This window comes from Sphingomonas sp. S2-65 (assembly GCF_021513175.1).
Classification (GTDB): domain Bacteria; phylum Pseudomonadota; class Alphaproteobacteria; order Sphingomonadales; family Sphingomonadaceae; genus Sphingomonas.
The window spans coordinates 1,789,713-1,812,016 of sequence record NZ_CP090953.1 but is presented as its reverse complement, the minus strand read 5'-3'; the positions used below and the strand labels follow the sequence as shown (position 1 = coordinate 1,812,016).

At 64.9% G+C, this 22,304-nt stretch carries 25 protein-coding genes; 24 read left to right on the top strand and 1 reads right to left on the bottom strand.

The features are described from left to right. Positions 1–110 precede the first annotated feature (110 nt). From LZ586_RS08545 to LZ586_RS08450, 20 genes are all read left to right on the top strand, one after another. Entirely contained in the window at positions 111–689 is a 579-nt protein-coding gene (locus LZ586_RS08545) for a hypothetical protein (protein ID WP_235079507.1), read from the top strand. 177 nt (positions 690–866) lie between these two features. Then, positions 867–1,217: an HNH endonuclease gene (locus LZ586_RS08540; protein ID WP_235079506.1), complete on the top strand. Its 351-nt coding sequence runs from the start codon at positions 867–869 to the stop codon at positions 1,215–1,217. A 73-nt stretch (positions 1,218–1,290) separates the two neighbouring features. Continuing rightward, on the top strand, positions 1,291–1,770 hold the full coding sequence (locus LZ586_RS08535) for a hypothetical protein (RefSeq protein ID WP_235079505.1): 480 nt from the start codon (positions 1,291–1,293) through the stop codon (positions 1,768–1,770). 1 nt (position 1,771) lies between these two features. Beyond that, positions 1,772–3,535 (top strand): terminase large subunit, encoded by a 1,764-nt coding sequence (locus LZ586_RS08530; RefSeq protein ID WP_235079504.1) that lies wholly within the window; start codon positions 1,772–1,774, stop codon positions 3,533–3,535. Next, complete coding sequence (locus LZ586_RS08525; protein WP_235079503.1) at positions 3,535–4,791, top strand: phage portal protein; 1,257 nt, start codon at positions 3,535–3,537, stop codon at positions 4,789–4,791. The genes LZ586_RS08530 and LZ586_RS08525 overlap by 1 nt, the downstream gene beginning before the upstream one ends. A 1-nt stretch (position 4,792) precedes the next feature. Next, positions 4,793–5,671, top strand: a complete 879-nt coding sequence (locus tag LZ586_RS08520) for a S49 family peptidase (RefSeq protein WP_235079502.1) — start codon at positions 4,793–4,795, stop codon at positions 5,669–5,671. Between the two features lie 81 nt (positions 5,672–5,752). Then, the gene (locus LZ586_RS08515) at positions 5,753–7,054 is read left to right on the top strand and encodes a phage major capsid protein (RefSeq protein ID WP_235079501.1); all 1,302 of its coding nucleotides are present in this window, start codon (positions 5,753–5,755) and stop codon (positions 7,052–7,054) included. Between the two features lie 70 nt (positions 7,055–7,124). Continuing rightward, on the top strand, positions 7,125–7,574 hold the full coding sequence (locus LZ586_RS08510; protein ID WP_235079500.1) for a hypothetical protein: 450 nt from the start codon (positions 7,125–7,127) through the stop codon (positions 7,572–7,574). A 10-nt stretch (positions 7,575–7,584) separates the two neighbouring features. Further along, complete coding sequence (locus tag LZ586_RS08505; protein WP_235079499.1) at positions 7,585–8,250, top strand: hypothetical protein; 666 nt, start codon at positions 7,585–7,587, stop codon at positions 8,248–8,250. Between the two features lie 19 nt (positions 8,251–8,269). Then, positions 8,270–8,806, top strand: a complete 537-nt coding sequence (locus LZ586_RS08500; RefSeq protein ID WP_235079763.1) for a head-tail connector protein — start codon at positions 8,270–8,272, stop codon at positions 8,804–8,806. Then, positions 8,806–9,147 (top strand): phage head closure protein, encoded by a 342-nt coding sequence (locus LZ586_RS08495; protein WP_235079498.1) that lies wholly within the window; start codon positions 8,806–8,808, stop codon positions 9,145–9,147. The genes LZ586_RS08500 and LZ586_RS08495 overlap by 1 nt, the downstream gene beginning before the upstream one ends. Beyond that, positions 9,144–9,557 (top strand): hypothetical protein, encoded by a 414-nt coding sequence (locus LZ586_RS08490; RefSeq protein WP_235079497.1) that lies wholly within the window; start codon positions 9,144–9,146, stop codon positions 9,555–9,557. The genes LZ586_RS08495 and LZ586_RS08490 overlap by 4 nt, the downstream gene beginning before the upstream one ends. A 2-nt stretch (positions 9,558–9,559) precedes the next feature. Beyond that, on the top strand, positions 9,560–9,931 hold the full coding sequence (locus LZ586_RS08485; protein ID WP_235079496.1) for a DUF3168 domain-containing protein: 372 nt from the start codon (positions 9,560–9,562) through the stop codon (positions 9,929–9,931). A 16-nt stretch (positions 9,932–9,947) separates the two neighbouring features. Beyond that, entirely contained in the window at positions 9,948–10,427 is a 480-nt protein-coding gene (locus tag LZ586_RS08480; protein WP_235079495.1) for a phage tail tube protein, read from the top strand. 2 nt (positions 10,428–10,429) lie between these two features. Beyond that, positions 10,430–10,810 carry a hypothetical protein gene (locus LZ586_RS08475; protein WP_235079493.1) on the top strand — a complete coding sequence of 127 codons (381 nt, stop codon included), beginning with the start codon at positions 10,430–10,432 and terminating at the stop codon, positions 10,808–10,810. 125 nt (positions 10,811–10,935) lie between these two features. Then, entirely contained in the window at positions 10,936–11,106 is a 171-nt protein-coding gene (locus tag LZ586_RS08470; protein ID WP_235079492.1) for a hypothetical protein, read from the top strand. Position 11,107: 1 nt separating this feature from the next. Further along, the gene (locus LZ586_RS08465; protein WP_235079491.1) at positions 11,108–14,626 is read left to right on the top strand and encodes a phage tail tape measure protein; all 3,519 of its coding nucleotides are present in this window, start codon (positions 11,108–11,110) and stop codon (positions 14,624–14,626) included. Next, positions 14,623–15,216: a hypothetical protein gene (locus LZ586_RS08460; RefSeq protein WP_235079490.1), complete on the top strand. Its 594-nt coding sequence runs from the start codon at positions 14,623–14,625 to the stop codon at positions 15,214–15,216. Before LZ586_RS08465 ends, LZ586_RS08460 begins: the two co-directional genes overlap by 4 nt. Further along, a complete protein-coding gene (locus LZ586_RS08455) occupies positions 15,213–15,860 on the top strand; it encodes a hypothetical protein (protein WP_235079489.1) in 648 nt (215 codons plus the stop codon). The genes LZ586_RS08460 and LZ586_RS08455 overlap by 4 nt, the downstream gene beginning before the upstream one ends. A 14-nt stretch (positions 15,861–15,874) precedes the next feature. Beyond that, positions 15,875–16,294: a DUF6950 family protein gene (locus LZ586_RS08450; protein ID WP_235079488.1), complete on the top strand. Its 420-nt coding sequence runs from the start codon at positions 15,875–15,877 to the stop codon at positions 16,292–16,294. Here LZ586_RS08450 and LZ586_RS08445 read toward each other — a convergent pair. Beyond that, positions 16,291–16,614, bottom strand: a complete 324-nt coding sequence (locus tag LZ586_RS08445) for a hypothetical protein (RefSeq protein ID WP_235079487.1) — start codon at positions 16,612–16,614, stop codon at positions 16,291–16,293. The genes LZ586_RS08450 and LZ586_RS08445 overlap by 4 nt on opposite strands. Before the next feature lie 193 nt (positions 16,615–16,807). Between LZ586_RS08445 and LZ586_RS08440 the strand changes: the two genes are divergently transcribed. The 4 genes from LZ586_RS08440 to LZ586_RS08425 all read left to right on the top strand — a co-directional run bounded on the left by LZ586_RS08440 (position 16,808) and on the right by LZ586_RS08425 (position 22,298). Further along, on the top strand, positions 16,808–19,657 hold the full coding sequence (locus LZ586_RS08440; RefSeq protein WP_235079486.1) for a hypothetical protein: 2,850 nt from the start codon (positions 16,808–16,810) through the stop codon (positions 19,655–19,657). Then, positions 19,657–21,639, top strand: a complete 1,983-nt coding sequence (locus LZ586_RS08435; RefSeq protein WP_235079485.1) for a hypothetical protein — start codon at positions 19,657–19,659, stop codon at positions 21,637–21,639. Before LZ586_RS08440 ends, LZ586_RS08435 begins: the two co-directional genes overlap by 1 nt. A 99-nt stretch (positions 21,640–21,738) precedes the next feature. Then, positions 21,739–22,026, top strand: a complete 288-nt coding sequence (locus LZ586_RS08430; RefSeq protein WP_235079484.1) for a hypothetical protein — start codon at positions 21,739–21,741, stop codon at positions 22,024–22,026. After that, a complete protein-coding gene (locus LZ586_RS08425) occupies positions 22,023–22,298 on the top strand; it encodes a hypothetical protein (RefSeq protein WP_235079483.1) in 276 nt (91 codons plus the stop codon). Before LZ586_RS08430 ends, LZ586_RS08425 begins: the two co-directional genes overlap by 4 nt. Positions 22,299–22,304 lie beyond the last annotated feature (6 nt).

Sequence of the window (22,304 nt, the reverse complement as noted above, 5' to 3'; positions counted from 1 at the left end):
GAAGGGATGGAATGGCAAAGCTAACCGCTGCCTCACCTGTGCGTGTGCGCATGCGCGCACGATCAATACCTTCAATTATCCTTCCAACCCTTCCGATCTGAATATTCAGCATGATCAGCAACAACAGAAACGGCGGAAATCCGCCTCTTACGGCAGGCGAAGGGCAGGACGACATGGAAGGGCAGAGTGGTTCCGAGCGGTTTCCGGTGGAAGGACAGGCCCTTCCGGGTGCGGCGTGGACATTCGAGGCGGTGCAGGAGCGGCTTGTGGAGGCGGTGATCACCTGCTGGCGCCATCCCGACCGCGAGCGGGCATGGCAGCAGGTGCGGTCCACCTGGCCCGAGGTGCTGCGCGAGCAGGCAGCGGGCGACTATGATGCGCGCGGCGGCGATGGCTCCAGCTCGGACGTGGCGATCCGGCCTGCGGCGCTGACGCGGCGGGACATGGGCGAGATGGAGGAAGCGTTCGGTTGGCTCGACTCGGTTGCGCCTGCCGAGCGCAAGCTGGTGGGGCTGGCGCTGGTGCAGCTTGCGGCGGGTAAGCGGGAGGTGTCGTGGCGCCGGCTGCTGCGGCCGATGGGACTGGCGCGCGGCTCGGACGGGCTGCGCATGCGGTACGCGCGGGCGCTGTCGGGCGTGGCTGCGCGGCTGAATGGCGGAAATCCACGGGGTTTCGCGTCAACCCCATAAAAGTGCGACGCTGCAACTTTTCCCTGTTCGCCTATCGGGTGTTTTGGGCCTATTTGTTGACACGCTGGGACGGGCCTTCGGACACGGCGCAGCGAGTAACTCCCCCTCTCCGAACCACCTGCAACGGGCGTCGCGACTTCGGTCTCGGCGCCCGTTGCCGTTTTCAGGATCATCCACTTGGGCAGGCTCAAAGGGCTGGTGCCCAGGCTGAAGCCGCTTCGGTCGAAGCATGCGCCCGCGCCACTCACGCGGCAGGAGCGCGATCAGGTTCGGGACGAACAGCCATGGCGGAAGTGGTACAAGACTGCCGCGTGGCAGAAGCTGCGAATGGCCGTGCTGTTGCGCGACCTGTTCACCTGTCAGCGCTGCGGCAAGATCGAAGCGGACACGTCGCAACTGGTGGCCGACCACAAGCGCCCGCATCGTGGTGTCGAGGCGCTGTTCTGGGACATCCTCAACCTCTGGACGCTCTGCAAGCCGTGCCACGATGGCTGGAAGCAACGCGAAGAGAAGCGGGACCGCTGGTGACCGGGGGGGGGGGTGTAAACTGAGGAAGGGCGCCGGAGCCTAGACCGCTATCCGTCTCATCTGGAGATTTTTTTTGGCTGACGGTGATTTTCCGGAGGTCGATCTGTTCGGCGACCCCGTCTTGCCGCGCCATGAAGGCCGTGGAAGGCCGGAGCATGTCCGGACGCTCGAGAATTCAAACAAGGTGCTTCTAGCGTTCGCGCGCGGGCTGAGCGTCAAAGAGGCGGCAACGGCAATCGGGGTCTCGGTCCCCACGCTGCGCAAACATTATTTTGCCGAGGTCGCGCAGCGCGAGGCGGCGGCGATCCGGTTCGAAATGGTCCAGCTGAACCGCCTCAACGAGGGCGCGAAGGCCGGAAGCGTTTCGGCGGAAAAGGAACTCGCTCGCCGGCTCGATAAGGCGCGCATCGATCTCCTATCCGATCAGGTGTCACGCAACGCTCGTGCACCGAAGCCGGAAAAGTTGGGGAAGAAGGCGTCGATGCAGCAGGCTGCCGACGAGCTGCGCGGCCAGTACGAGGCTCCGCCTCCCCCGCCTGGGCTGCTGAACTGACATGGGGTTGCCGATCGCACAGCCAGTCTGGACCACGGCGTGTCCAGACTGGGAGAAACGGATCGTTGAGCGGCGCTCGCTGGTGCCGTTTGCTCCGCTGTTCCCCAACGAAGCAGCCGCAGCGCTCGACGTGTTCAAGTCGCTTCGCATGGTGGACGTTGCTGGTCAGCCGACGTTCGGCGAAGCCTGCGAGCCATTCGTGTTCGATCTCGTTGAGGCGATCTTCGGGGCGTATGATGCGAATTGCGGGCATCGGCTAATTGAGGAGTTCCTCCTCCTCATCAGTAAGAAGAACGGCAAGTCGACCATAGCAGCTGGCATCATGCTGACGGCGCTGATCCGCAACTGGCGGCATGGCGCATCACTCAGCATCTTGGCGCCGACGCAGAAGGTGGCCGGGAACAGCTTCGGACCTGCCGCCGCAATGGTGCGCGCTGATCCGACGCTTCGCGTGATCCTGCACGTGATCGATAATCAGCGTCTGATCAGGCATCGCAAGACCGGCGCCGAGTTGCAGGTGATCGCGGCAGATACCGGCACTGTCGGTGGCAGCAAGGCCGGGTTCGTCCTTGTCGACGAACTGTGGCTGTTCGGAAAGAAGGCGAATGCCGAGGGCATGCTGGAAGAGGCGACAGGCGGTCTGGCCTCACGGCCGGAAGGCTTCGTCATCTACCTGACGACGCACAGCGACGAACCGCCACGGGGCGTGTTCAAGGACAAGCTCGACTATTTTCGCGGCGTGCGAGACGGCACGATCGACGATCCGCGCAGCTTCGGCATGCTGTACGAATGGCCCGAGCAGATGCGCGAGGACGAGGCATATCTCGACCCGGCCAACTTCTACGTGACCAACCCCAACATGGGGCGGTCGCAATCCGTGTCCTTCATCCAACGCAAGCTTAGGCAGGTGAAGGAAGGGCGTGGCGAGGACGGCGACACGTCCGAGCAGATCGTCCTGGCGAAGTATCTTAACGTCGAGATCGGCACGCGGCTGTCGCGCGATCGGTGGACTGGCGCTGAGTTCTGGGACGCTGCCGCCGACCCGTCCTTGAAGACTGTCGAGGATCTAATCCGGCGTTCGGAAGTGATCGTTGCCGGGATCGACGGGGGCGGCCTGGACGATCTTCTAGGCCTCTGCCTGATCGGTCGAGAGAAGGGTTCGAAGCGGTGGCTAGTCTGGTCCCAAGCCTGGGCATGGTCGATTGTGTGGAAGCGACGGGCCGACATCGCCACGACGCTGGACGAGCTGATCGAAGAGAGATCGTTGATCCGGTGCGAAATGCCGGAAGTTGCTGCCGTCGATCTCGATGCTGACGACGATCAGGAGTTGACGGAAGACGTTCGCGGTGTCGCCGACATTCTGACGAAGGTGCAGGACGCTGGCCTGTTCCCCGATGAAGGTGCCATCGGGCTGGACCCGGTCGGCGTCTCAAGCATCGTGGACGAACTCGCGGAGCGCGGGTTTGGTGAGGATCAGCTGCGGTCCATCTCCCAGGGTTACAAGCTCAGCGCGGCAATCAAGGGGTCGGCCCGCAAGTTGGCTGCCCGCACTATGCGGCACGCGGGCACGAAGCTGATGCAGTGGTGCGTCGGCAACGCGAAGATGGAGCCGCGGGGCACCAGCGCCGTCGCAATCGTGAAGAGATCGCCTAGCGCGAAGATCGATCCGTTCGCGGCCATGCTGAACGCCGTCATGCTGATGACGGAAAGTCCCGAGGCCGCAGGCGGCTTCGTCTATGAGGAACGCGGAATGGTGGTGCTGTGATGGGTCCTGACGATTACGTCCGCGCCCGTCGCGGGTTTTACAGCGCCGAAGGCTTCGTGCCTGCTGGCTCGACTATGAGCCGCCCCTCGCCGTCCAACGTCACGGACGGACGCTTCTTCGGCGACGAAGTCTGGGCCGCGATGTCGCAGCTGCCGATGGAGGCGAACACGCCTGAGACGGCGGCACGCGTGGCGGCCGTGTTCTTCTGCGTGTCGATCATCGCGGAGGCGGTTGGCAGCCTCGGCCTTGAGTTCAAGGATGATCGCGGCCCGCGCAACGACTTCCCGCTGGCCAACGTGCTCGCCTACGAGCCGAACCCGTTGCAGACGGGGGCCGAGTTCTGGGCGGCCATGGCGTTCACCGCGGTGCTGCGTGGCGAGGCCTTCGCAGAGCCGACCGTCGGCTTCGACAATGTCGAGATCTGGCCGCTCAACCCGCTCCGCGTAACCTCGGAATGGGGCGAGCGGAGCATGTCGCTGATCTACCAGTCCGAGCAAGGTACGCGTCGGCTGCTGCCTCAACAGCTGTTCTGGTTCACCACGCTATCGGATGGCACCCTGCGGCCGATGACTCCGTGGAAGCAGGCCAAGGGTGCCATCGACTTCCAGCTGGCGCTGGAGGTCGGCGCCCGCGCCTATTTCCGGAATGATCGCCGCCCCTCTGGGATCGTGTCGACCGAGCAGAAGCTGACGGACGAATCTCACTCGCGCCTGAAGGAAGGTGTGGCCGCTTGGAAGAAGGGCGGCACGCCCGTGTTCGAGCAGGGCGTGAAGTACGAGGCTATCTCGTCCACGAACAAGGACGCCGAGCTTGTCGACCTGTTCAAGCAGCGCACGCTGGAGCTGGCGCGCTACTGGCGCATTCCGCGCTCGATGGTGTCGGACGATGGCGGAAACGCCGGGAACAACGAACAGGATACCCGGAGCTTCGTGAACTGGGCCGTTCGTCCTCTGACGCGCCGGATCGAGCAGGCAATCACCGTGCGGATGCTTCCGCCTGACATCCGCGCTGAAGGTATCCGAGCCAAGTTCAACCTGGACAGCATGCTACGCGGCGATGCCGCAACTCAGTGGCGGAACGCCGTGCTGGCGCGCACGTCCACGATCCTGAGCGTCAACGACATCCGAACTGGGTGGTTCAATCAGCCCAAAATCAACGAACCTTGGGCTGATGATCCTCGGTGTGAGCTCAACAGCAACCGTGCCGCTGACACCGCCACGGGCGGTGAGACGGCGCCCCAAGACAAGGTGAACTAAGATGGAGCGCGCTCTTGTGGCATCCGCCCTGTGGGCGATGCACCCTGCCTTCCTCGACGCGATGCTGAAAAGTGGGTCGATCGAGGCGATGATGCCGGAAAGTCTGCGCCATCTCGCCACGGCCATGAGTGGCGGACAGCCGCAGCAGGCAAAGCAAGCCGATCCGATCCGGGAAGGTGCGACGGTGATCATGCCCATCACCGGGACGCTTGCACCTCGCGGCCTGTACGGCTCAACCTACTATGACACGATCGCCGACAGGATCAGGGATTTCGCCGCCGACGCCAAGGTTGGCGCGATCATCCTGGCGATCCGCAGCCCAGGCGGCTACGTCTGGGGCTGCGCCGAAGCCGGAGACGCGATCTTCGAAGCCCGGCAAGCTAAGCCGGTTGTCGCGGTCGCTGATCCCTATTGCTTCTCGGCGGCCTACTGGCTCGCAACTCAGTGCAGCGCCTTCCACTGCACAACCAGTGGCGAGGTCGGCTCGGTCGGCGTTCGCTCGGGTCACACCGATATGTCGGGGTTCGAGAGCAAGATCGGCATGAAGACTACGCTGATCGCTTCCTCGCCCGACAAGATCGCTGGCCATCCCTACGCTCCGCTCTCGGATGAAGATCGGGCGGAGATCCAGGCCGGTGTCGATGATGCCAATGTGCAGTTCGCGGCGGCCATCGCGCGCGGGCGCGGGATCAAGCCCGGCGATGTCGCCGGCATCCATGGCACGGGCAAGACCTTCTCTTCCCGCCAAGCCCTTGCGAACGGCGCGATCGACGGGATCAGCACGCTGCGCGAGGTCGTGGCTCAGTACAACAATAGCCGCGCCCGGCTGTCGCTGATGCGACGGCAGGCAGCGGCGGTGGAGAGCGCTCTCTCCATCTAATCAGGTTTCGCCATTCCCGGCGGACAAGGCGGCTTCGGCCGCCTTTTTTCATGGGCCACGCGCCCGAAAGGAAATGCGATCATGATCAATATCGCAGTGTTGAAGACGGAGGCGCGTGCGGTCGCAAAGCGACAGCAGGATCGCCTCAACACGGCCATCACCGAAAACCGCGACCTCACTGCCGAGGAAGAGGCCGCCGATCAGGCGGATGCCGCCACTCTTGCGCGCCTTACCGCGTCGATCCAGCGGGCGGAAACGGCAATGGCCGCCGCATCCGCTATCGGCGCCGATCCGACCTCGCCCCCGCCTGCGACTGGTCCGCCTGCCGCGACCGTGCCGGCGCAAGCCCGTCCGCCTCTCGACAACGGCGGGTTCGCCAACTTGGCCGAGTTCGCCGCCGCCGTTCGCTTTGCCAACCCGCAGGCCGGCCAGAACTTCCGCCGTGATGACCGCCTCGCCGCCCCCGCCAACGTGCATATGGAGCAGGGCGACGCGGCCGGCAGCTACCTGGTGCCTGCCGAGTTCCGGCAGCAGATCGTCAATCTCGTCTTCGACGACGGCAACGATCCGATCATGGATCTGATCTCGCCCGACCCGACTTCGTCGAACCGCGTGATCGGCCTGGGTGACGAGACGACGCCTTGGGGATCGAGCGGTATCCGTGCCGCATGGCGCTCGGAAGGCGAGCAGATGCAGCCGAGCCGCATGGAGCTGACGCCGCGCGAGACCAAGCTCGGTGAACTATACGCCTTCGTCCTCGCGACCGAAGAGCTGCTGGAGGATGCGCCGCGCGTTTCCACCCTGCTCACTACCCATGCCGCAGCGGCGATCCGCTGGAAGGCCGCCGACGCCTTCATGTACGGTGACGGCATCGAAAAGCCGCTGGGCTGGCTCAACTCTGGCGCGACCATCATGGTGCAGAAGGAAGCCGGCCAGGCTGCAGCGTCGATCGTGCGGCAGAATATCGCCAAGATGTTCGCCCGCATGATCATGCCGACGCAGGCCAGCTGGTTGCTCAACAGCGACGTGCTGCCCTCGCTGATGGAGATCAAGACCGATGCGGGCGTGCCGCTCTGGTATCCGAACTATCAGGCCTCACCGGGTGGCACGCTGCTCGGCCGCCCCGTAATCTTTAACGAGCATTCCCGCTCGATCGGCCAGGCCGGCGACATGCAGTTCGTCAATCCGAACGGCTATGAGGCGTTCCGGAAGCAGAACGGCGTTAGCTTCGCCGACTCGATCCACCTCTACTTCGACTACAACATCCGCGCCTTCCGCTGGGTGTTCCGGATCGGCGGCCAGCCTGTCCTGTCGAAGCCGGTCGTGCCCGCCAATGGCACCACGACCAAGTCCCACTTCGTCGCACTCGCTGAGCGCGCCTGAAGCCTAGCCTCGGACCCGCGCCCCGCGCGGGCCGATCGCACGTCTGCGATCGGAGCAGAAGGATCATCCAATGTTCGGTAATCTGAACCCGTCCGACCGCGCGGGCATCGCAGCGGTCATCAATCCTGCCCAGGTGGCACCTGGCACGGTGTCCACCGGATGGGTCGACGCCCGCAAGTTTTTCGCCATCCTCGCCATCCTATCGACCGGCGTGCTTGGTGCCGGCGCCACCGTCGACGCCGTGGTCGAGCAAGCCACAGACGAAGCCGGCGCTGGCGCCAAGGTCGTGGCAGGCTCAGCGATCGGGCAGGTCGTGAAAGCGACCGGCGATAGCAAGCAGATCGCCATCAACGTTCGCCCCGAAGACCTCGACAAGAACGGCGGCTTCAAGTTCGTCCGCCTGTCGGTGACCGTCGGCGGCGCGGCGAGCCTGCTGTCGGCCATGCTGATCGGCTTCGATCCGCGGTACGGTGCTGCCGGCGCCAACCAGTCCACCACCGTCGCTCAGACGATCCGCTGAGGAGGTTGCCATGATCGAGTTCCTACAGAGCTACGAAACGACGGCCGTTCCGAAGGAAACCTTCGAAGCCAAGCAGCGAGTTGACCGCTCGGAAGACAGCGAGCTGTACTTCGTTCGCCTGGGCGTTGCGGCCTATGTCACGGCAGACGGCCTGGTCGACCAGGATCATCGCCCGATTGTGACGGAGACGGTGGTTGCCCAGGTGGTCACCCCCGGCGACCGTCGGTTCGGTCTCGGTGGTCGTGCCGGCGAGCTGGCGCTCGGCCTGGACGCTCCCCAGCGGGCGACCTCGGGACCGGGGAATGCCGTGCTGGTCGGTGGCGATCAGCAGACGGCATCTGCCGGTGCCGAGATCGAGCGCCTCACCGCCGAACTGGCGAACAGCGCTGTGCTGCTGCGTGAGATGGATGAAACTCACGTCACGGCAAGGGACGCGCTAATTGCGGACCTCGACGCGGAGAAAGCCCGGCACGCTGACACGCGTGACGAGCTGGCGCGCGTGAAGACCGAACTCGCGGCAGCCGATGCTGGTCGCTCCGAGGCCGAGAGTGCGCTCGCCGCAGAGCAGACGCGCGCGGGCGAGTTGGAAGCGCAGCTTGCCGAAACAACTAAGCCTGTGATCGAGCAGCAGCAGGGCGACACCCCTGCGCCTGCGAAGCCCGGTCGCGGCAAGTAAGGGAGGGGCGGTCGTGGGTATGACTATCCGAGCGGCCGCCCCGCTCGACGCCGCAACGGCGCTGCCCGACGCGCTTGTTCTCCAGCAACTCAAGCTCGACAGCCTGGACGCGACGGCGGAAGCGCTCCGCCTCACCGCCCTCCAGTTCGTGGAGAAAAGAAGCCGGGTCTCTCTCCAGCGCCGCGCATGGGTCGCTACCCTCGACGCCTTCGGGGATGGCGTGATCACACTTCCGCGCGAGCCTGTCAGCGAAGTCACCCGCGTGACCTATGTCGACCAGTTGGGCGGCCCTCGCGATGCCGCAGGGCTTTGGCGCCTGATTGATGATCGCCTCGCTCCGGCAGTTTCGGGCTGGTGGCCAACGACCTCGCGGGGCGCGGGTGTGGTCAAGATCGAGTTCGTCGCCGGCTATGTTGACTTAGCCGTCGGCGCGCCGACCCTGCGCACCGCTGCGCTCTTGCTGATCCAGCACCTCTATGACGGCGGGAACCTGGATGAGGTGCCGAAAAGCTTTATGATGCTCTGCGACATCGATCGCGTGCCGGTGGCAGGCTGATGCCGATCAACAGCCGCGAGCTGGATCGCCGCATCACCATCCTACGAGGCGCGGTGGAGGACACCGGCTTCAGCAAAAAGGTGGGTGCGGTCGAGCCGATTGGTGGGCGCTGGGCGAAGAAGACCGATGTTAGCGATGGCGAGCGCATCGCCGCTGCCGCCCAAGAGCAGTCGATCACGGCTCGCTTTCTCGTCCGCCACGACGACTTGACGGAGACGGTCGACGGGCGGGACTTCCTCGAGTGTGAGGGGCGCCGCTATCAGGTGGTAAGCACCAAAGAAGCACGGGGCCGCCGCGTCGGCATCGAGATCAGCGCCACCGCGCTGCTGCCACAGCGGTGAAGACCGGCATCCGGCTCGAAGGCGCCGACGAAATGGACGCTTCACTGGAGCGGCTTCACGGCATGACAGACGAAGACGCGCTTCGCGCCCTCGGGTTCGAGGCGCTGGAGCCGGTGGCGGATGCTGCGCGTGGGTTGGTGCGGAAGCGCACCGGAGTGCTGGCTGCTTCGATCGGCGTCGGGGATCATCTGAGCCCTGCGCAGGCGGCGCAGAATACGCCTGAGCCCGGCACGGTAGAAGTCTATGTCGGGCCGGGGTCAATGACTCGGGCGATCACTGAAGAGTTCGGCACCGTCCGCGAGGTCGGGCACCCGTACATGCGGCCTGCCTGGATGGGGCAGCTAGGCGAGGTGCAGCAGCGTCTTCGCACTGGCGCCGCTCGCCTGCTGCGGAGCCTCACGAAAGGCTGATCATGGAAGAAGATTTTCGCGCGGCGCTGCTGGCCTGGACCGGGTTGGCGGCGATCGTCGGCGATCGCGTCGACTGGGGGCTGCGCAACGGCGTGCCGGCGGTGCGGCTGCAGGTCGCCGGCAAGTCGCCGTTCTACACGTTCTCCGGTCGCGACGGCCTGACGCCGTACATCGTCCAGGCCGACTGCTTTGGGCGCGACTTCGGCGAAGCGAAGCTGGTGGCGCGGCAGGTCGAAGCTGGCGCGGCCTCTCTCGCGCGCCCGACCTTCCAAGGAAGCTTCATCGTCGGCGAGCGCGACGATGAAGACACCGATGGGGCCGATCAGGTCCTTCATCGCACCTCGCTCGACATTCGCATCCTGCATCGAGCTTAACACCAAGGAGACGACCATGGCTGGCAACAGCGAAGCAATTTCCGGCCTCGGCCTCATCTTGCGGATGAAGGCCACCCCAGCGGCAACGGACTTCACAGAGATTGGTGAAGTGTTCGAGTTCACGCCGCCCGAGCAGATGGATGACGAGATCGAAGTGTCTCACTTCCGTTCGCCCGATGGGTACAAGGAATTCATCGGCGGCATGACCGATCCCGGTGAATGCACCTTCGGTCTCAACTACATCCCGGGTGGGCCGACGGAAGATCTGATCATGGAGGCCAAGGCTGGCAAGCGCCCCGTGCCGTTCGAGGTCGAATGGCCCAATGGCGCCGTCTGGGCCTTCAGCAACCTGATCCGCGGCTTTAATCCCACTGCGCCGCTGAACGATCGCCTCACGGCGACGATCACTGGCCGTGTCAGCGGTTCGATTGTTCGCGAAGCGGCGCCCGCTGGCGGTGCTGCTGCGATGGTCGCTGCTGACGATCAGGAAGACTGATCATGGCCGAAACCATCAAGGGCGAGGTCGCCTTCAAGGCGGCCGACCAGAATTGGAAGCTGGTCTATGACTTCAACGCGCTCTGTACGATTGAGGAAGAGCTTGAAGTCGACGTGGCGGACATCGGTGAGCAGCTGAGCAAGCCAACCATGATCCGCTCGATCTTCCGGATCGGGCTGGCCGCGCATCACGGCGCCCTGAGCGACCTGGAAGCAGGGCGGCTGATCCACGACATGGGCGTGGCCGAGGCGGCGCAGGTCGTCACCAAGGCGTTCGTGGCCGCATTCCCTGAGGCGAAGGTTGTCGGGAGCGCGGGGGGAAAGGCTCCGGCGCCGAAGCCGAAGCCGGCGCCGAAGAAGCCTGGAACTGGGCGAAAGCGCTGACGATCTGGGTCGAGCTGGATCTGGGTTCGCACGAAACCTTCTTCCGCTCGACCCCTAGGCTGTTCGTTCTGCTCGTTGAGGGCAAGCGCCGCGCGGCTGAAGTCGCGCACCAGGACCGGGCATGGTTGGCCTGGACGATCGCCGCGCTCGGCCGCGCGAAGAAGATGCCGCCGCTCAAGGACATCGTGGGCAAGCCCAAGCGCCAGCAGAAGCGGCGCGCGATGACTGCCGAGCAGATGATGACGATGGCGCGGATGTGGTCTGCCGTCGCAGGCCTCAACAAAAACGGGAAGTAGCATGAGCGGGAACGCAGTGATCGGCGCGCTTCGCGGCGTGCTGGTGCTCGATACGGGCGATTGGACGCCTGCGGTCAATCGCGCTCGTGGTGACCTCAGCGGCCTGCGCACCGTGTTCGAGCAGCTGAGCCGCACGCTCGATGATGTTTCGGCCAAGGCGCGCGGCATGGGCACTGCGCTGACGGTCGGGGTGACGGCGCCGCTCGCTGCGCTTGCCGTCACCTCGAATCGCAGTGCCAGCGGGTTCGAAGCTTCCATGAAACGCGTGGAGGCCGCGCTGAAGGGCGTGAGCGGTCGCGAGCTGAAGACGCTATCCGATCAGGCCAAGACGCTCGGCCCGGCAGTCGGCAAGGGCGCGACCGAGGCGGCGGACGGAATAGAGGCGCTTGGGCTTGCCGGCGTGTCGACCGCCGACATCATGGGCGGGGCGCTGAAGGCGTCGCTCGACCTGGCAGCTGCCGGCGCTGCCGAAGTGCCTTCGGCCGTTTCGCTGGTCACCGACGTGATGGGACAGTTCAAGGCGACTGCTGGCGAGCTGCCGACGGTCGTCAACGATGTGGTCGGCGCTCTGGATGCGTCCAAGTTCGGGTTCCTAGATTTTCAGGGTGCGGTGGCGCAGGGCGGCGGCGTCGCAGCCTCGGCAGGGCTGAGCTTCCGCGACTTCGCCACGGCCATTGCCGCGACCAGCACCCAGTTCAGCAGCGGCTCCGACGCGGGCACGTCCTTCAAGACTTACATCCAGTCGCTGGTGCCGGTGTCCAAGGAAGCCGAGTTCGCGATGAAGAAACTCGGCATCGAGTTCTTCGACATGCGCACGGGTCGCATGAAACCTCTCGCCGAACAGGCCGAGGTGCTGCGCAAGGCGTTCGCCGGGCTCTCGGACAAGTCGAAGACCGACGCGCTCAAGACGATCTTCGGCTCCGACGCGGCGCGCACCGCAATCGGCCTGATGGAAAAAGGCCGGCAGGGAATTGCCGATCTTCAGCAGGAGATTGCCGGCGGTGATGTCGGCGGCAAGATCGCCAAGCGCCTTGAGGGCGAAGCGGCAGCGACGACGCGCATGGCGAATGCCTTCGAGAGCGTGAAGATCGCTATCGGTGAGGCCGGCCTCACCGCCATGATCACCTCGGTGAAGAACTCTTTCGCGTCGTTCATGGAAGGGATCGCGAATGCCAATCCGGCATTACTGCGGGTCGGCGTCGTCATCGGCGCGATTGCGGCCGCCCTCGGGCCACTTGCCGTCGCCTTCGGCGCGCTGGCGGCATTCCTGATCGCGAAGGTGGCGCGCGGCTTCGGCGCTATCGGCTGGGCCATCAGCCTGGTGCTGGAGCCTATCAGCACGCTGGGCGCAGCGCTCGCGCAGTTGGTGGCGCGCGTAGGTCTAGGCGAGGCGCTGGCGATGCTCTCGCGGTCCTTCCTCGGCATCGTCGGCCCGATCGGTTGGGCGGTCGCCGGTGTCATCCTGTTCAAAGACAGCATCATCGCTGCGCTCGGGCAGGTGTGGAAGTACGCGCAGGAGAACCTTGGACCGCCACTCACGGCCCTGTTTCAGCAGCTGGGCACCGTCGCGTCGCAGGTTGCGAACGGCCCCATGGGCGCGGCATTCGGCTTCATCGTCACGGCGATCAAGGGCGTCGTGGATGTCGCCGGCACCTTCATCGGTGCGATGGTGCAGATGTTCGGCGTTGCCTTGGTGCAGGCGCTCCAGTTGGGCGTGCGCGCGATCTCTGGCTTCGTGGATGTCGTGAGCAACATCGTCGGTATCGTTACCGCACTGCTCACCGGCGACTTCGCTGGTGCATGGGGCTCCGCAGGGGCTGCCGTGGACGCCGCGTGCCAGACCATCATCGACATTGTGACGATGGTCTTTCCGCAACTCGTGATCCCCATCCAGGTGGCTTACGAAGCGGCCAAGTCCTTCCTCGTCGACGGGTTCACCTGGATCATGAATGCCTTCACCGGTGTGGTGGCGAGCGGCGTGAACTGGGTGGCTGGCGCCTTCCCCAACGTGGTGTCCGCCGCCAAGGGCGTGTACGATGGTGTGAAGGGTTGGCTGGTCGACAAGTTCGGCGGCCTGATGACGTGGATCGGCAATGCCGCGAAGTGGATCGGCGACAAGTATGCGGCGCTGAAGCAGCGCCTAGGCCTGGGCGGCAGCGGTGAGGCTGATGCGTCGCCGCTACCCGCCGCACCAAAGTCGGGAGCTCCCATTGCCCCACCCGTGTCCGGCACGCGCAACGTTGACTTCACGGCGCCCAAGAAGGAACGCGCTAGCCGGAAGGGCCGGGGTCGCGACACCAAGTATGATGGTGACAACCGCGAGCAGCTGCGCGTCCAGGCCGAGCTTGAGGCCGCGCGTGCTCGTGGCGACAAGGAAGCCGAGCGCCGCATTCAGGACCAGCTCGCGCTGTCGAAGCAGGTCGAAGCTTATCAGCGTACCGGGCTGACGCTGGATCAGGCACGCGTCGCTGCCCAGCGCGACATGCATGCGATCCAGGCTGCCCGCTCCGAAGCGATCGCGAAGGAAGTTGCCGACGAGCGTGCGGCGGTGGCGATCGAGGTTGCGCGCATCGGTAACGATCGTGCGCTCGAAGCGACTCTGGAGCGCCAGGCCGAGCTGAAGCGCCGTGTCGCGACCTACTACGAGCAGACCAAAAACCTTGCCGAGGCCACCCGCCTTGCCGAAGCCGATCAGGCCGCGGTCGATGCGGCTCGCGCGGATGTGCGGCGGCGGTGGTTCGCCGACGACGCGCAGGATCGTGCGCTGCGGCTCGCGCAGGAGCGCGGTGACAGTGAAGAGCGGCTTCGCCAGCTGCAACGCGAGATCGACATCCGCGAGCGGGCGCGTCGGCTCCAGGACGAAGGCATGTCGGCGCCCGCGGCGTTCGCGCAGGCGGCATCGGAAGCTGGCGAAAGTGAGAGGGCGAGGATCACCGGGCTGTGGCGCAGCACCCTCAAGGACGGCCTCCGCTCCGCCCTGGATGGCAACATCGGCGACTGGGTAAAAAACTGGTGGAAGGATAAGGTCGCGAAGGGAATGGAGGACGCCTTAAATAGTTTGGCCGACCTGATCGCCAATCTGTTCTCTAAAGCCGGGAACGGTGGTGGTTCGGGCAGCGGCGGGGGCATCCTCTCCTCTATCGGCAAGGCGCTGGGCGGTCTGTTCGGCAAGTCGAAGGGTGCGGGCGACTGGACCTCGGGCGTGACGGGCGGACCAATCGATGTCGACATCCCCGGCTTTCGCACCGGTGGCAGCTTCAAGGTCGGTGGTATGTCGGGCGTGGATGCGAACCTGGTCCAGTTCCGCGCCAGCAAGGGTGAGATCGTCGACATCCGGCGTCCCGGTAACGACAACCGGAGCGAGGGTCGCAGCCTAGTCGTCAACATGAGCGGCGTGATGACGGTCGAGGACTTCTGGGCGCGCATCCAGGCTTTGGACGCGCAGGCCGCTGCAGGAGGTGCCGCAATGGCCCGCAGCCAGTCTGCGCGTGCCGCTGGGCGGCGGCTGGGTCGCCCATGAGCATCGCCCTTCCTTCCTCGCCCGGCCCCGCCAGTGCCGAGCCTGCTTATCTGGAATGGGGCGGCACGCTGCGCCCTGTATTCGGTGGCGCCATGCAGAAGCTGCTGCGCCTGGGTGACCGCTTCGCGATCGATGTGACCATGCCTAAGCTGCGCACCGAAGCGGCGGGGCGGGTCTGGGTGTCGAAGCTGATCCAGGCACAGCGCCAAGGCGCGATCTTCGAGTGGCCGCAGCTCGGCCTCGACATCGGCAACCCCGGCGCCCCTCGCGTTAACGGCGGCGGGCAGGCCGGCTCCGCGATCAATCTTCGAGGCTTTGCTCCCGGCTATCAGGTCCGAGACGGGCAGTTCTTCTCGATCATCCATGGCGGCCGCTACTATCTGGAGATGGCGACTGCGGACGTGGCGGCCGATGGCGGTGGCAACGTTGTGCTGCCGATCGCACCGATGCTCCGCATGCAGCCCGGCAACGGAGCGATCTGCGACTTCAACCCCAAGATCGAAGGACTGATCGAGGGCGACAGCCGCAGCTGGACCCTCGACGTGGCTCGCTTCGTCGGGCTGTCTTTCCGGATCGTTGAGGCAAAATGACCAATCTGACGCCGGCTCTCGACGCCGAATTGCGGGGTGTCTCTCCGCTTGTGTTCGGCGCGATCTCGTTCGAGCTGCCCGACTATACCCTCAACCTGCTAGACGGCGCAGGCGTGATCCCCTTCGGCGGCAAAACCTATGTCGGTGAAGACGCCACGTTTGGCGTGCTGTCAGATATCGAGCAGCTGAGCGACGGCTTGGGCGACAGCGCTCCCGCGTTCGCCGTTACGCTGTTGCCGAACGGCGATGCTGCGGCCGCCGCCCTTGCCGCGCCCACTATGCAGGGTTCGCACGTGACGGTGTGGCTTGGCGCTGTCGATCAAGTCAGCGGACGGCCGATCCCAGATCCTTACCTGATCTTCCTGGGCGAGCTGGACGTGCCGACGCTGATTTCCCGCGAGCATGATCGCCGGCTGAATTACGAGGTCGTTAGCGTCTTCGAGCGCCTGTTCGAGGGCGACGAGTCTGCACGTCTTTCGCCGGGTCATCATCGCAGCATCTTCCCGAACGAAGCGGGCATGGACGACGTCACCGGCGTCGATCAGCCGGTCTATTGGGGCGTAGCGGGCAATCCCTCTCCAATCACTTATGGCGGCGCCGGGAGCTTTGGCGGCGGCTATAACTTGCAGGTGTCCTACCAATGACCGCTGTTGATCCGATGGTGAGGAAGCGAGATGCCGCGCAGGCAATCCTCGACGCATGGCGCAACCGCCCGCTCCGGCTGGGTACGAACGATTGCGTTCGGATGATCGCGGCGCACCTGCGGAAGCTGGGGCGCAAGGTGAAGCTGCCGCCCTCGGGATCGTACCGCACGGTCGCGAGCGCGACCAAGGCGCTGAAGGCGGCCGGGTTCGCGTCAGTTGGTGAGGCGCTGGACGCGCTAGGCCTGGAGCGAATCGCGCCGGCAGCGGCTGTCGCCGGAGACATCATCCAGATGCCGGCGGTAGACAGCCTGGGCGCCTTTGCCATCGCGCTGGGGAACGGCCGAGTTGTCGCGTATCATGAGGCGATCGGCGGCGGCGTACAGGTGCTACAGCCCCTAGAATACGTCGCCGCCTGGCGGGTTATGCCGGTTTAGTCTTTCAGGCCGACGCATTGCTTCCAAGCGCCGCCGATAGTTCCGAATTGTTTCCGGTACTCAATGCGCGATCCGGTGCCTTCTTCGAATACCGAGAACGCCATCGACACCCCGCCGTAGCCGTTCTTTATCAACACGACTTTGGACCCATCGTCGCGGTCCATGGCGGCGGTGTTGTTCTTGTTTGCGAGGCAGAATGCCACTTCCTTGGCACTCTGCTGCGAGTGAAATACTTCTTTGGGCTGTTTGCTCAAGACCTTGTCGGTTGAAGCGCAGCCGCTGAGCAGCGCCGCAGCGGCGGCAATCATCATCACTTTCATAGAATCCCCCTCTTCGAGGTGGTGGAAATTAAACGGGAGCCGGCTTTTGTCAAAAGTGCTCGCTACTGCTGCTGTGGTAGTCGGCGCCGTTGCCCTGGTTGCTACGGGCGTCGGCGCGTTAGCCGCCGCTGGCACCGCGCTTGCGGCTGCTGCGTCCACCGTAGCTGGAATAGCTACGGTCGCGAGCGCAGTCTTGTCGGTTGGCTCTCAGCTCACGGCGAAGAAGCCTACCGCTCAAGCGACAGGGTCTCAGACCCAATTCGCCGCCGACCCCGACGCCGGCATTCCGCTTGTCCTCGGGCGAACCGGCACGGCTGGCAACATCGTCATGCGCAAGGGCTTCAACACCAAGGATGACGGCGACAACGATCGGCAGTCCTTCGTATCGGTGCTGTCGCTGGGACCGGTCAAGTCGGTCGGCAGCTTCAAGGCGGAGAAGGTGCCGGTGAACTTCAACGCCACCGGCGGCGCGATCGGCGCCTTCGCCGGCTTCATGTGGGCGATGACGCAGATCGGTGCGCTACCGGAACCGGCAGCCCTCGGCTTCGGTGCCGGCGCCGGCTCTCCTCCGGGCTGGACGGCTGCGCACAAGCTATCGGGCAAGGCTGCCGCGTCCTGGACGCTTCGCTTCGATACCAAGGCGAAGCTGTATCAGAACGGTGTGCCCGAGCCGATGTGGGTGGTGGAGGGCATGCTCTGCTACGACCCGCGCAAGGATAGCACCTATCCGGGTGGGTCGGGGCCGCACCGCATGGCCGATCCGAGCGACCGTGCGGCCTATGATGCGGCGGTCTCGACCTGGGAGTACAGCGAAAACCCGTACCTTTGGGGCCTCAAGTGGGCGCACGGGATCTGGCAGCGCGACAAGACCAACCCGAATTCTGACTGGGTGCGCGTGATGGGCATGGGTGCGCCGCAGGCCGGGATTGATGTCGCGTCGTTCGTGGAGGGCGCGAACATCGCCGACGCGAATGGCTGGAAGGTCGGCGGCGTGGTGTTCTCCGGCGACGATAAGTGGGACTCGCTGAAGAAGATACTCCAAGCCGGCATGGGCGAACCGCTTGCTCTGGGCGCGAAGGTCGCGTGCTTCGTGAACGCCCCGCGCGTGAGCCTCGCCACCATCACGACCGACGATGTCGTAGGGGAAGCTAGCGTTGCTGCGACCCAGCCCCGCCGGAGCCGCATCAACACCATCACGCCGCGCTATCGCCTTGAGGCGAACCACTGGGAACTGTTGCCCGGCCCGCCGATCAGCGTTCCAGAGCATGTGGCGGAGGATCGCGGCCGGCGCTCCAAGGTGCAGGACTATCCGTTCATTCAGAACAGCAAGCAGGTCGCGACTGCCGTCCGGTATGACATCGAGAACGCCCGCGAGTTCGGCCCGATCAAGCTGCCCCTGAAGCTGGTGTGGATGGGGTACAAACCCGGCGACTGCGTGACGGCGCAGCTGCCGGAACTGGGCTTGGTCAATCAGCCCATCCTTCTGCTGAACCGCGATCTCGAGCCCGCGGGCGGGATCGTCACCATGACGGCGCGCAGCGAGACTGCGGCCAAGCATCCTTTCGCGCTTGGGCAGACCACGACGCCTCCGCCGACGCCGGGGGTCACTGGTCCCGTACTGATCCCCGTGCCCGGCGAGGGTGCATGGATGATCAGCGGCACCGGCATCGTATCCGGCGAAGCGACGGTGCCGGCCCTGATCGTAACCGGCGCGATGGATGCAGCCTCGCCCGATGCGATTGTGTTGGAGTACCGGGTCTTCGCCAGCGGCCAAGCCGAGGAAGCGGGCTGGAGGGGTGCGGGCGTGTTCGGCCCGGACATGACCCGGCAGGACATTAGCAGCGTCCAGGGCGGTACCGCCTATGAGGTGGCCGTCAGCTATCGCCGGCAAGGGTTCACTGGGCAGCGGCGGATCATTGGCCCTGTTACCACTAGCGGCACGACGCTGGACTTCGGCGCTGTGACAGGCCCCACGCGACCCGAGGATGGTGCAACCGTAGGCGCGCCGACCGGCACCATCATCCACGATCGCGTAGCCGAGGAGATCGTCGACAGCCTCGACATCAACACCGCCGGCATTCTGGCGGAGGCGCTGCGCCAGGACGATCTGCTCGCGGTATTCGATGCACGCACGCTGGTGGAGGGGCAGGCGGTCGGTACCCAATTCCTCACCTTCCGCAATGCGCAGCAGACCGCAACAACAGCGCTTGCGGCCAGCCTATCTTTGATGGGCGCCAAGACGCCCGACGGAACCGCGTGGAATATGAACCTCGACAAGGTGATGGCGGGGCCCGTCACCATGGCGCAAAAGTTCAGTGAGATCGGGGCGACCCTCGGCACCGTGAGCGCGTCCGTGACGGTGCTGCAGGATGCCTTTGTCAGCGAGGCCGGCGCAACCGCGAAGTCGATCCTTCGGGCCGATGCCGACGGGATCACCGGTGCCTTCAGCATCACCGCTGATGGCATCACCCGCAAATCGCGGATCGCGTTCATGGCAAACGAGTTCGACTTCGTCGATCCGAACGGCGACAATCCGATCCGTCCGCTCTTCTACGCCAACGGGCGATGGACGTTCGGTGAGATCTACGCGACGCGCATCGTCGCCGACATTGTCGAGACGAGGCACCTCAAGGCGGCTTCCGCTCAGCAGACTCGCTTCGTGGTACTCCCCGGCGACGTAAGTTGCCCTCGGGGCGTAACCACTACGGTCGCCACGCTCACCTTCACGAAGGCCGAACCGGACAGCACCGTGAAGGCGCAATTCTTCGGGATGTTCTGGAGCCCCGACGATCTCCAGTTCGCCGGCGCCTTCGTCGTCAACGGGAACACCGGCTACGCCGCTGGCAGCGTCAACATCATCCTCGATACTGAGAACAGCCAGGGACGCATGCCGATGACACCGTTCATCTATCTGCAAGGGCTCGGCGCCGGCCAGCACACGATCGCCTTCACGGTCCTCAACACAGAAACCGAGAATCTGGCGCTGACGGTGAAGGCCGGCTCGGCGCTTGAGGTCCTCGAACTCAAGAAGGCAGTGCTCTAATGCCTCTCGATGCCCAGCTGCTTCAGCAGGTCACCAACCTGCTCGGACGCCGCGATCTAACCCAGCGGGAGTCGGCGGACTGGTGGGGCGGAGCCGCAGACGGTGGGCCGAACGGAGACGGTTTGTTCCCGCTCACCGACAGCGCGGGGTACACCCGCATGGTGCCGTCGCCGGCAAAGATGATGGCGCTGGTTGCCGGGGGGTGGCAGTTCACCGTCGATGCGGTGAAGGCCGTGCCTAACGCGCAGGCCGGTGATGTTCTGCCGGCCACGACCGCATCTTCAGCGGCGGGCATCTCGCTGCTCGGCATCGACAAGAGCGGCGCGCTCAAGCGGTTTACGACCGACCTCTTCGCTTCGCGGCGCACCGCCGATCTGGAGGCATGGAACGATGCTCGGTTCGACGATCTGCTGAACGTCACGCGAGGCGGGATCGAGGGAAGCCTCAACCTCGCGTCGATTGCCAAGATCGCGAACAACCTGACGATCAATCTGTCTTCCCCGCCATACAACGTGAAGCCGGACTTTCAGGAGACGCGGGACGGCATATCGGTCGCGGGCTCGTTCTTCATCGATAGCCCCAGCGGACAGTTCAAGCCGCAGGATGTGGGCAAGGTCATGTTGCTCTCGTCAGCCTGGCTGACGGGCGGCGGACCGCTTCAGTCGACGATCCAAGAGGTGATCTCGCCCACGCGCGTCCGTATCGCCCACGCGCCGAACCGCTCGTCCAATTCGAACCGGATGGGCTGGGGCACCGACAATACCGATGCGGTGCGGCGCGCAATGGCCGATAGCGAGTCGCCCGGCTACTACAGCCGCGGTGCCGTGGTCATCATCCCGCAGGGCGGGATCATGACGCGGGCATTCCGCTACAAGGCGCGGACGGCGCTGGTGGGCTATGGCTCGGGGCAGTCGTTCTTCGTCAAGCTGCCGCCGAAGCCTGAGACGGGCAATGCGCTGGATCAGAAGGGCGTCACGTTCATCCGCAACGAAGTCGTAGTGAACAACCAGAATGTCGGCGGCAAGATCTACAAATATGCCGACGACTATGTGACGCTGATGCAATTCGGCGTGCATGGCGGGCGCTACTATCAGCCCGGTGGCGATGCCGTGACGGCGCTGGAAATGATGTCGACCCTCGGCGATCAGACGCTGGCGAATGTCGACCCCTATTGGCGGATGGCGTTCGTCGACGTGTGGGAGAGCACGAACGACGGCATCCACACCTATGGCCGTTCGTCGAGCAACGTGATGGCCGTCAACGTGCTGAACTGCAACGGCATGGGCTGGAAGTGCGAGAGCTTCGACGACAACGTCAACACGCTGGTGCTTCAGGCCAATAGTGGTGTCGGCCTGTACCTGGGGCCAAATGGCGGCTCCAACGGCAATTTCACCACGGTCAAGCTATCCTACAACGGCACCGGGACCGCTGGCCAGCGGCTCGGATCGAACATGACGATCGACGGGTCGGGCTACAACATCACCGGCATCCGTTCGCAGGAAAGCAATTCCTCCAACATTGTCATTCGCGGGAGCCGCAACACGATCACGGGCGGCACGCTCGAAGACACCGGCTGCGTCGCGCGTCACCACGGCGGCGCTGTCGCACCGCAGGCGATCTCCGCAGGCATCTTCCTGGTGCATGGGGACGTGAACGGCAATCGGCTCAACTGCTACGGTAACGAGATTACCAGCGTCGTGATCGGCCCTGCCGTGCACCGCAATGACTCGGATGGCCAGTTCGCCTCGCACGCGGTCTTCCTGGACGGCGCGGCGGGGTATGGTGGGCCGCAGTACAACTATATCGACGTTCGCACGACGGCACCCTTCGGCGTGATCCGCAGTGTCGATGGGCAAACGACGGTCGAGCCCTGGCAGTATCAAGACTACGGTTCGGGTGCCGGCGTGGCCGGTCGCGAGGTGAGTACGTCCTCGTTCAATCAGAACTCGATACGCATCGATGGCCAGCTGATCACCGATTAGCCTGCTGCCGACAGCAGGCCGCTCAACCACTCCAGACAAGGATCGTCAGATGAAAGTCAGCAGCTTGGTAACCCTCCGGGTTGCCGGGAGGACCCGCGCGTGACCACGCCCCCGGCGCCGCGCCAGCGCTGGCTGGACTATCTGCCGGCGATCTCGCTTGCCGTCGTGCTGCTCGGCGGCGCGCAGGCGGGCGGTGGATACATCTCGCAGGTCAAGGAGAACGCTCGCCGGGCCGAGGATAACACGCGCCGGATCGACCAGCTCGAAAAAGACGCGCGCGATGGCGACAAGGCTCTGACGGCGATGCTCTCCACACTCGATACCCGGACCGCGCGGATTGAGGTCAAGCTGGAGCTGATTGCCCCCGCCAAGGACAAAACGCCGTGAGCGCGGACGGCGGGCTGGTGCTGATGATCTTCGGCGCTGTTGCGCTCCTGACCTCGGTCACTGAGCGTGTGGTGGCGCATCGGCGCTGGTTGGAGTCGAGGGTCGAGACGGTGCTTGATCCGGCGCTTCGCGCGGCGTTCCCGCCGCCGCCGATCGCACCTGACCTGCAACGGCTCGTCTTGGATGCCGCGTCGGTGCTGGACAGCCAAGAACTCACCCGAGAGCGCCGCCGCTGGTTGCGGCGCGGTGGAAGAACCGCTCGCGGCCGGTAGCCGCGC

Coding starts and splice junctions, on each gene's coding strand:
- LZ586_RS08545 (WP_235079507.1), top strand. CDS start 111: ATGATCAGCAACAACAGAAACGGCGGAAATCCGCCTCTTACGGCAGGC.
- LZ586_RS08530 (WP_235079504.1), top strand. CDS start 1,772: ATGGGGTTGCCGATCGCACAGCCAGTCTGGACCACGGCGTGTCCAGAC.
- LZ586_RS08525 (WP_235079503.1), top strand. CDS start 3,535: ATGGGTCCTGACGATTACGTCCGCGCCCGTCGCGGGTTTTACAGCGCC.
- LZ586_RS08520 (WP_235079502.1), top strand. CDS start 4,793: ATGGAGCGCGCTCTTGTGGCATCCGCCCTGTGGGCGATGCACCCTGCC.
- LZ586_RS08515 (WP_235079501.1), top strand. CDS start 5,753: ATGATCAATATCGCAGTGTTGAAGACGGAGGCGCGTGCGGTCGCAAAG.
- LZ586_RS08510 (WP_235079500.1), top strand. CDS start 7,125: ATGTTCGGTAATCTGAACCCGTCCGACCGCGCGGGCATCGCAGCGGTC.
- LZ586_RS08505 (WP_235079499.1), top strand. CDS start 7,585: ATGATCGAGTTCCTACAGAGCTACGAAACGACGGCCGTTCCGAAGGAA.
- LZ586_RS08500 (WP_235079763.1), top strand. CDS start 8,270: ATGACTATCCGAGCGGCCGCCCCGCTCGACGCCGCAACGGCGCTGCCC.
- LZ586_RS08495 (WP_235079498.1), top strand. CDS start 8,806: ATGCCGATCAACAGCCGCGAGCTGGATCGCCGCATCACCATCCTACGA.
- LZ586_RS08485 (WP_235079496.1), top strand. CDS start 9,560: ATGGAAGAAGATTTTCGCGCGGCGCTGCTGGCCTGGACCGGGTTGGCG.
- LZ586_RS08480 (WP_235079495.1), top strand. CDS start 9,948: ATGGCTGGCAACAGCGAAGCAATTTCCGGCCTCGGCCTCATCTTGCGG.
- LZ586_RS08475 (WP_235079493.1), top strand. CDS start 10,430: ATGGCCGAAACCATCAAGGGCGAGGTCGCCTTCAAGGCGGCCGACCAG.
- LZ586_RS08465 (WP_235079491.1), top strand. CDS start 11,108: ATGAGCGGGAACGCAGTGATCGGCGCGCTTCGCGGCGTGCTGGTGCTC.
- LZ586_RS08460 (WP_235079490.1), top strand. CDS start 14,623: ATGAGCATCGCCCTTCCTTCCTCGCCCGGCCCCGCCAGTGCCGAGCCT.
- LZ586_RS08455 (WP_235079489.1), top strand. CDS start 15,213: ATGACCAATCTGACGCCGGCTCTCGACGCCGAATTGCGGGGTGTCTCT.
- LZ586_RS08450 (WP_235079488.1), top strand. CDS start 15,875: ATGGTGAGGAAGCGAGATGCCGCGCAGGCAATCCTCGACGCATGGCGC.
- LZ586_RS08445 (WP_235079487.1), bottom strand. CDS start 16,614: ATGAAAGTGATGATGATTGCCGCCGCTGCGGCGCTGCTCAGCGGCTGC.
- LZ586_RS08435 (WP_235079485.1), top strand. CDS start 19,657: ATGCCTCTCGATGCCCAGCTGCTTCAGCAGGTCACCAACCTGCTCGGA.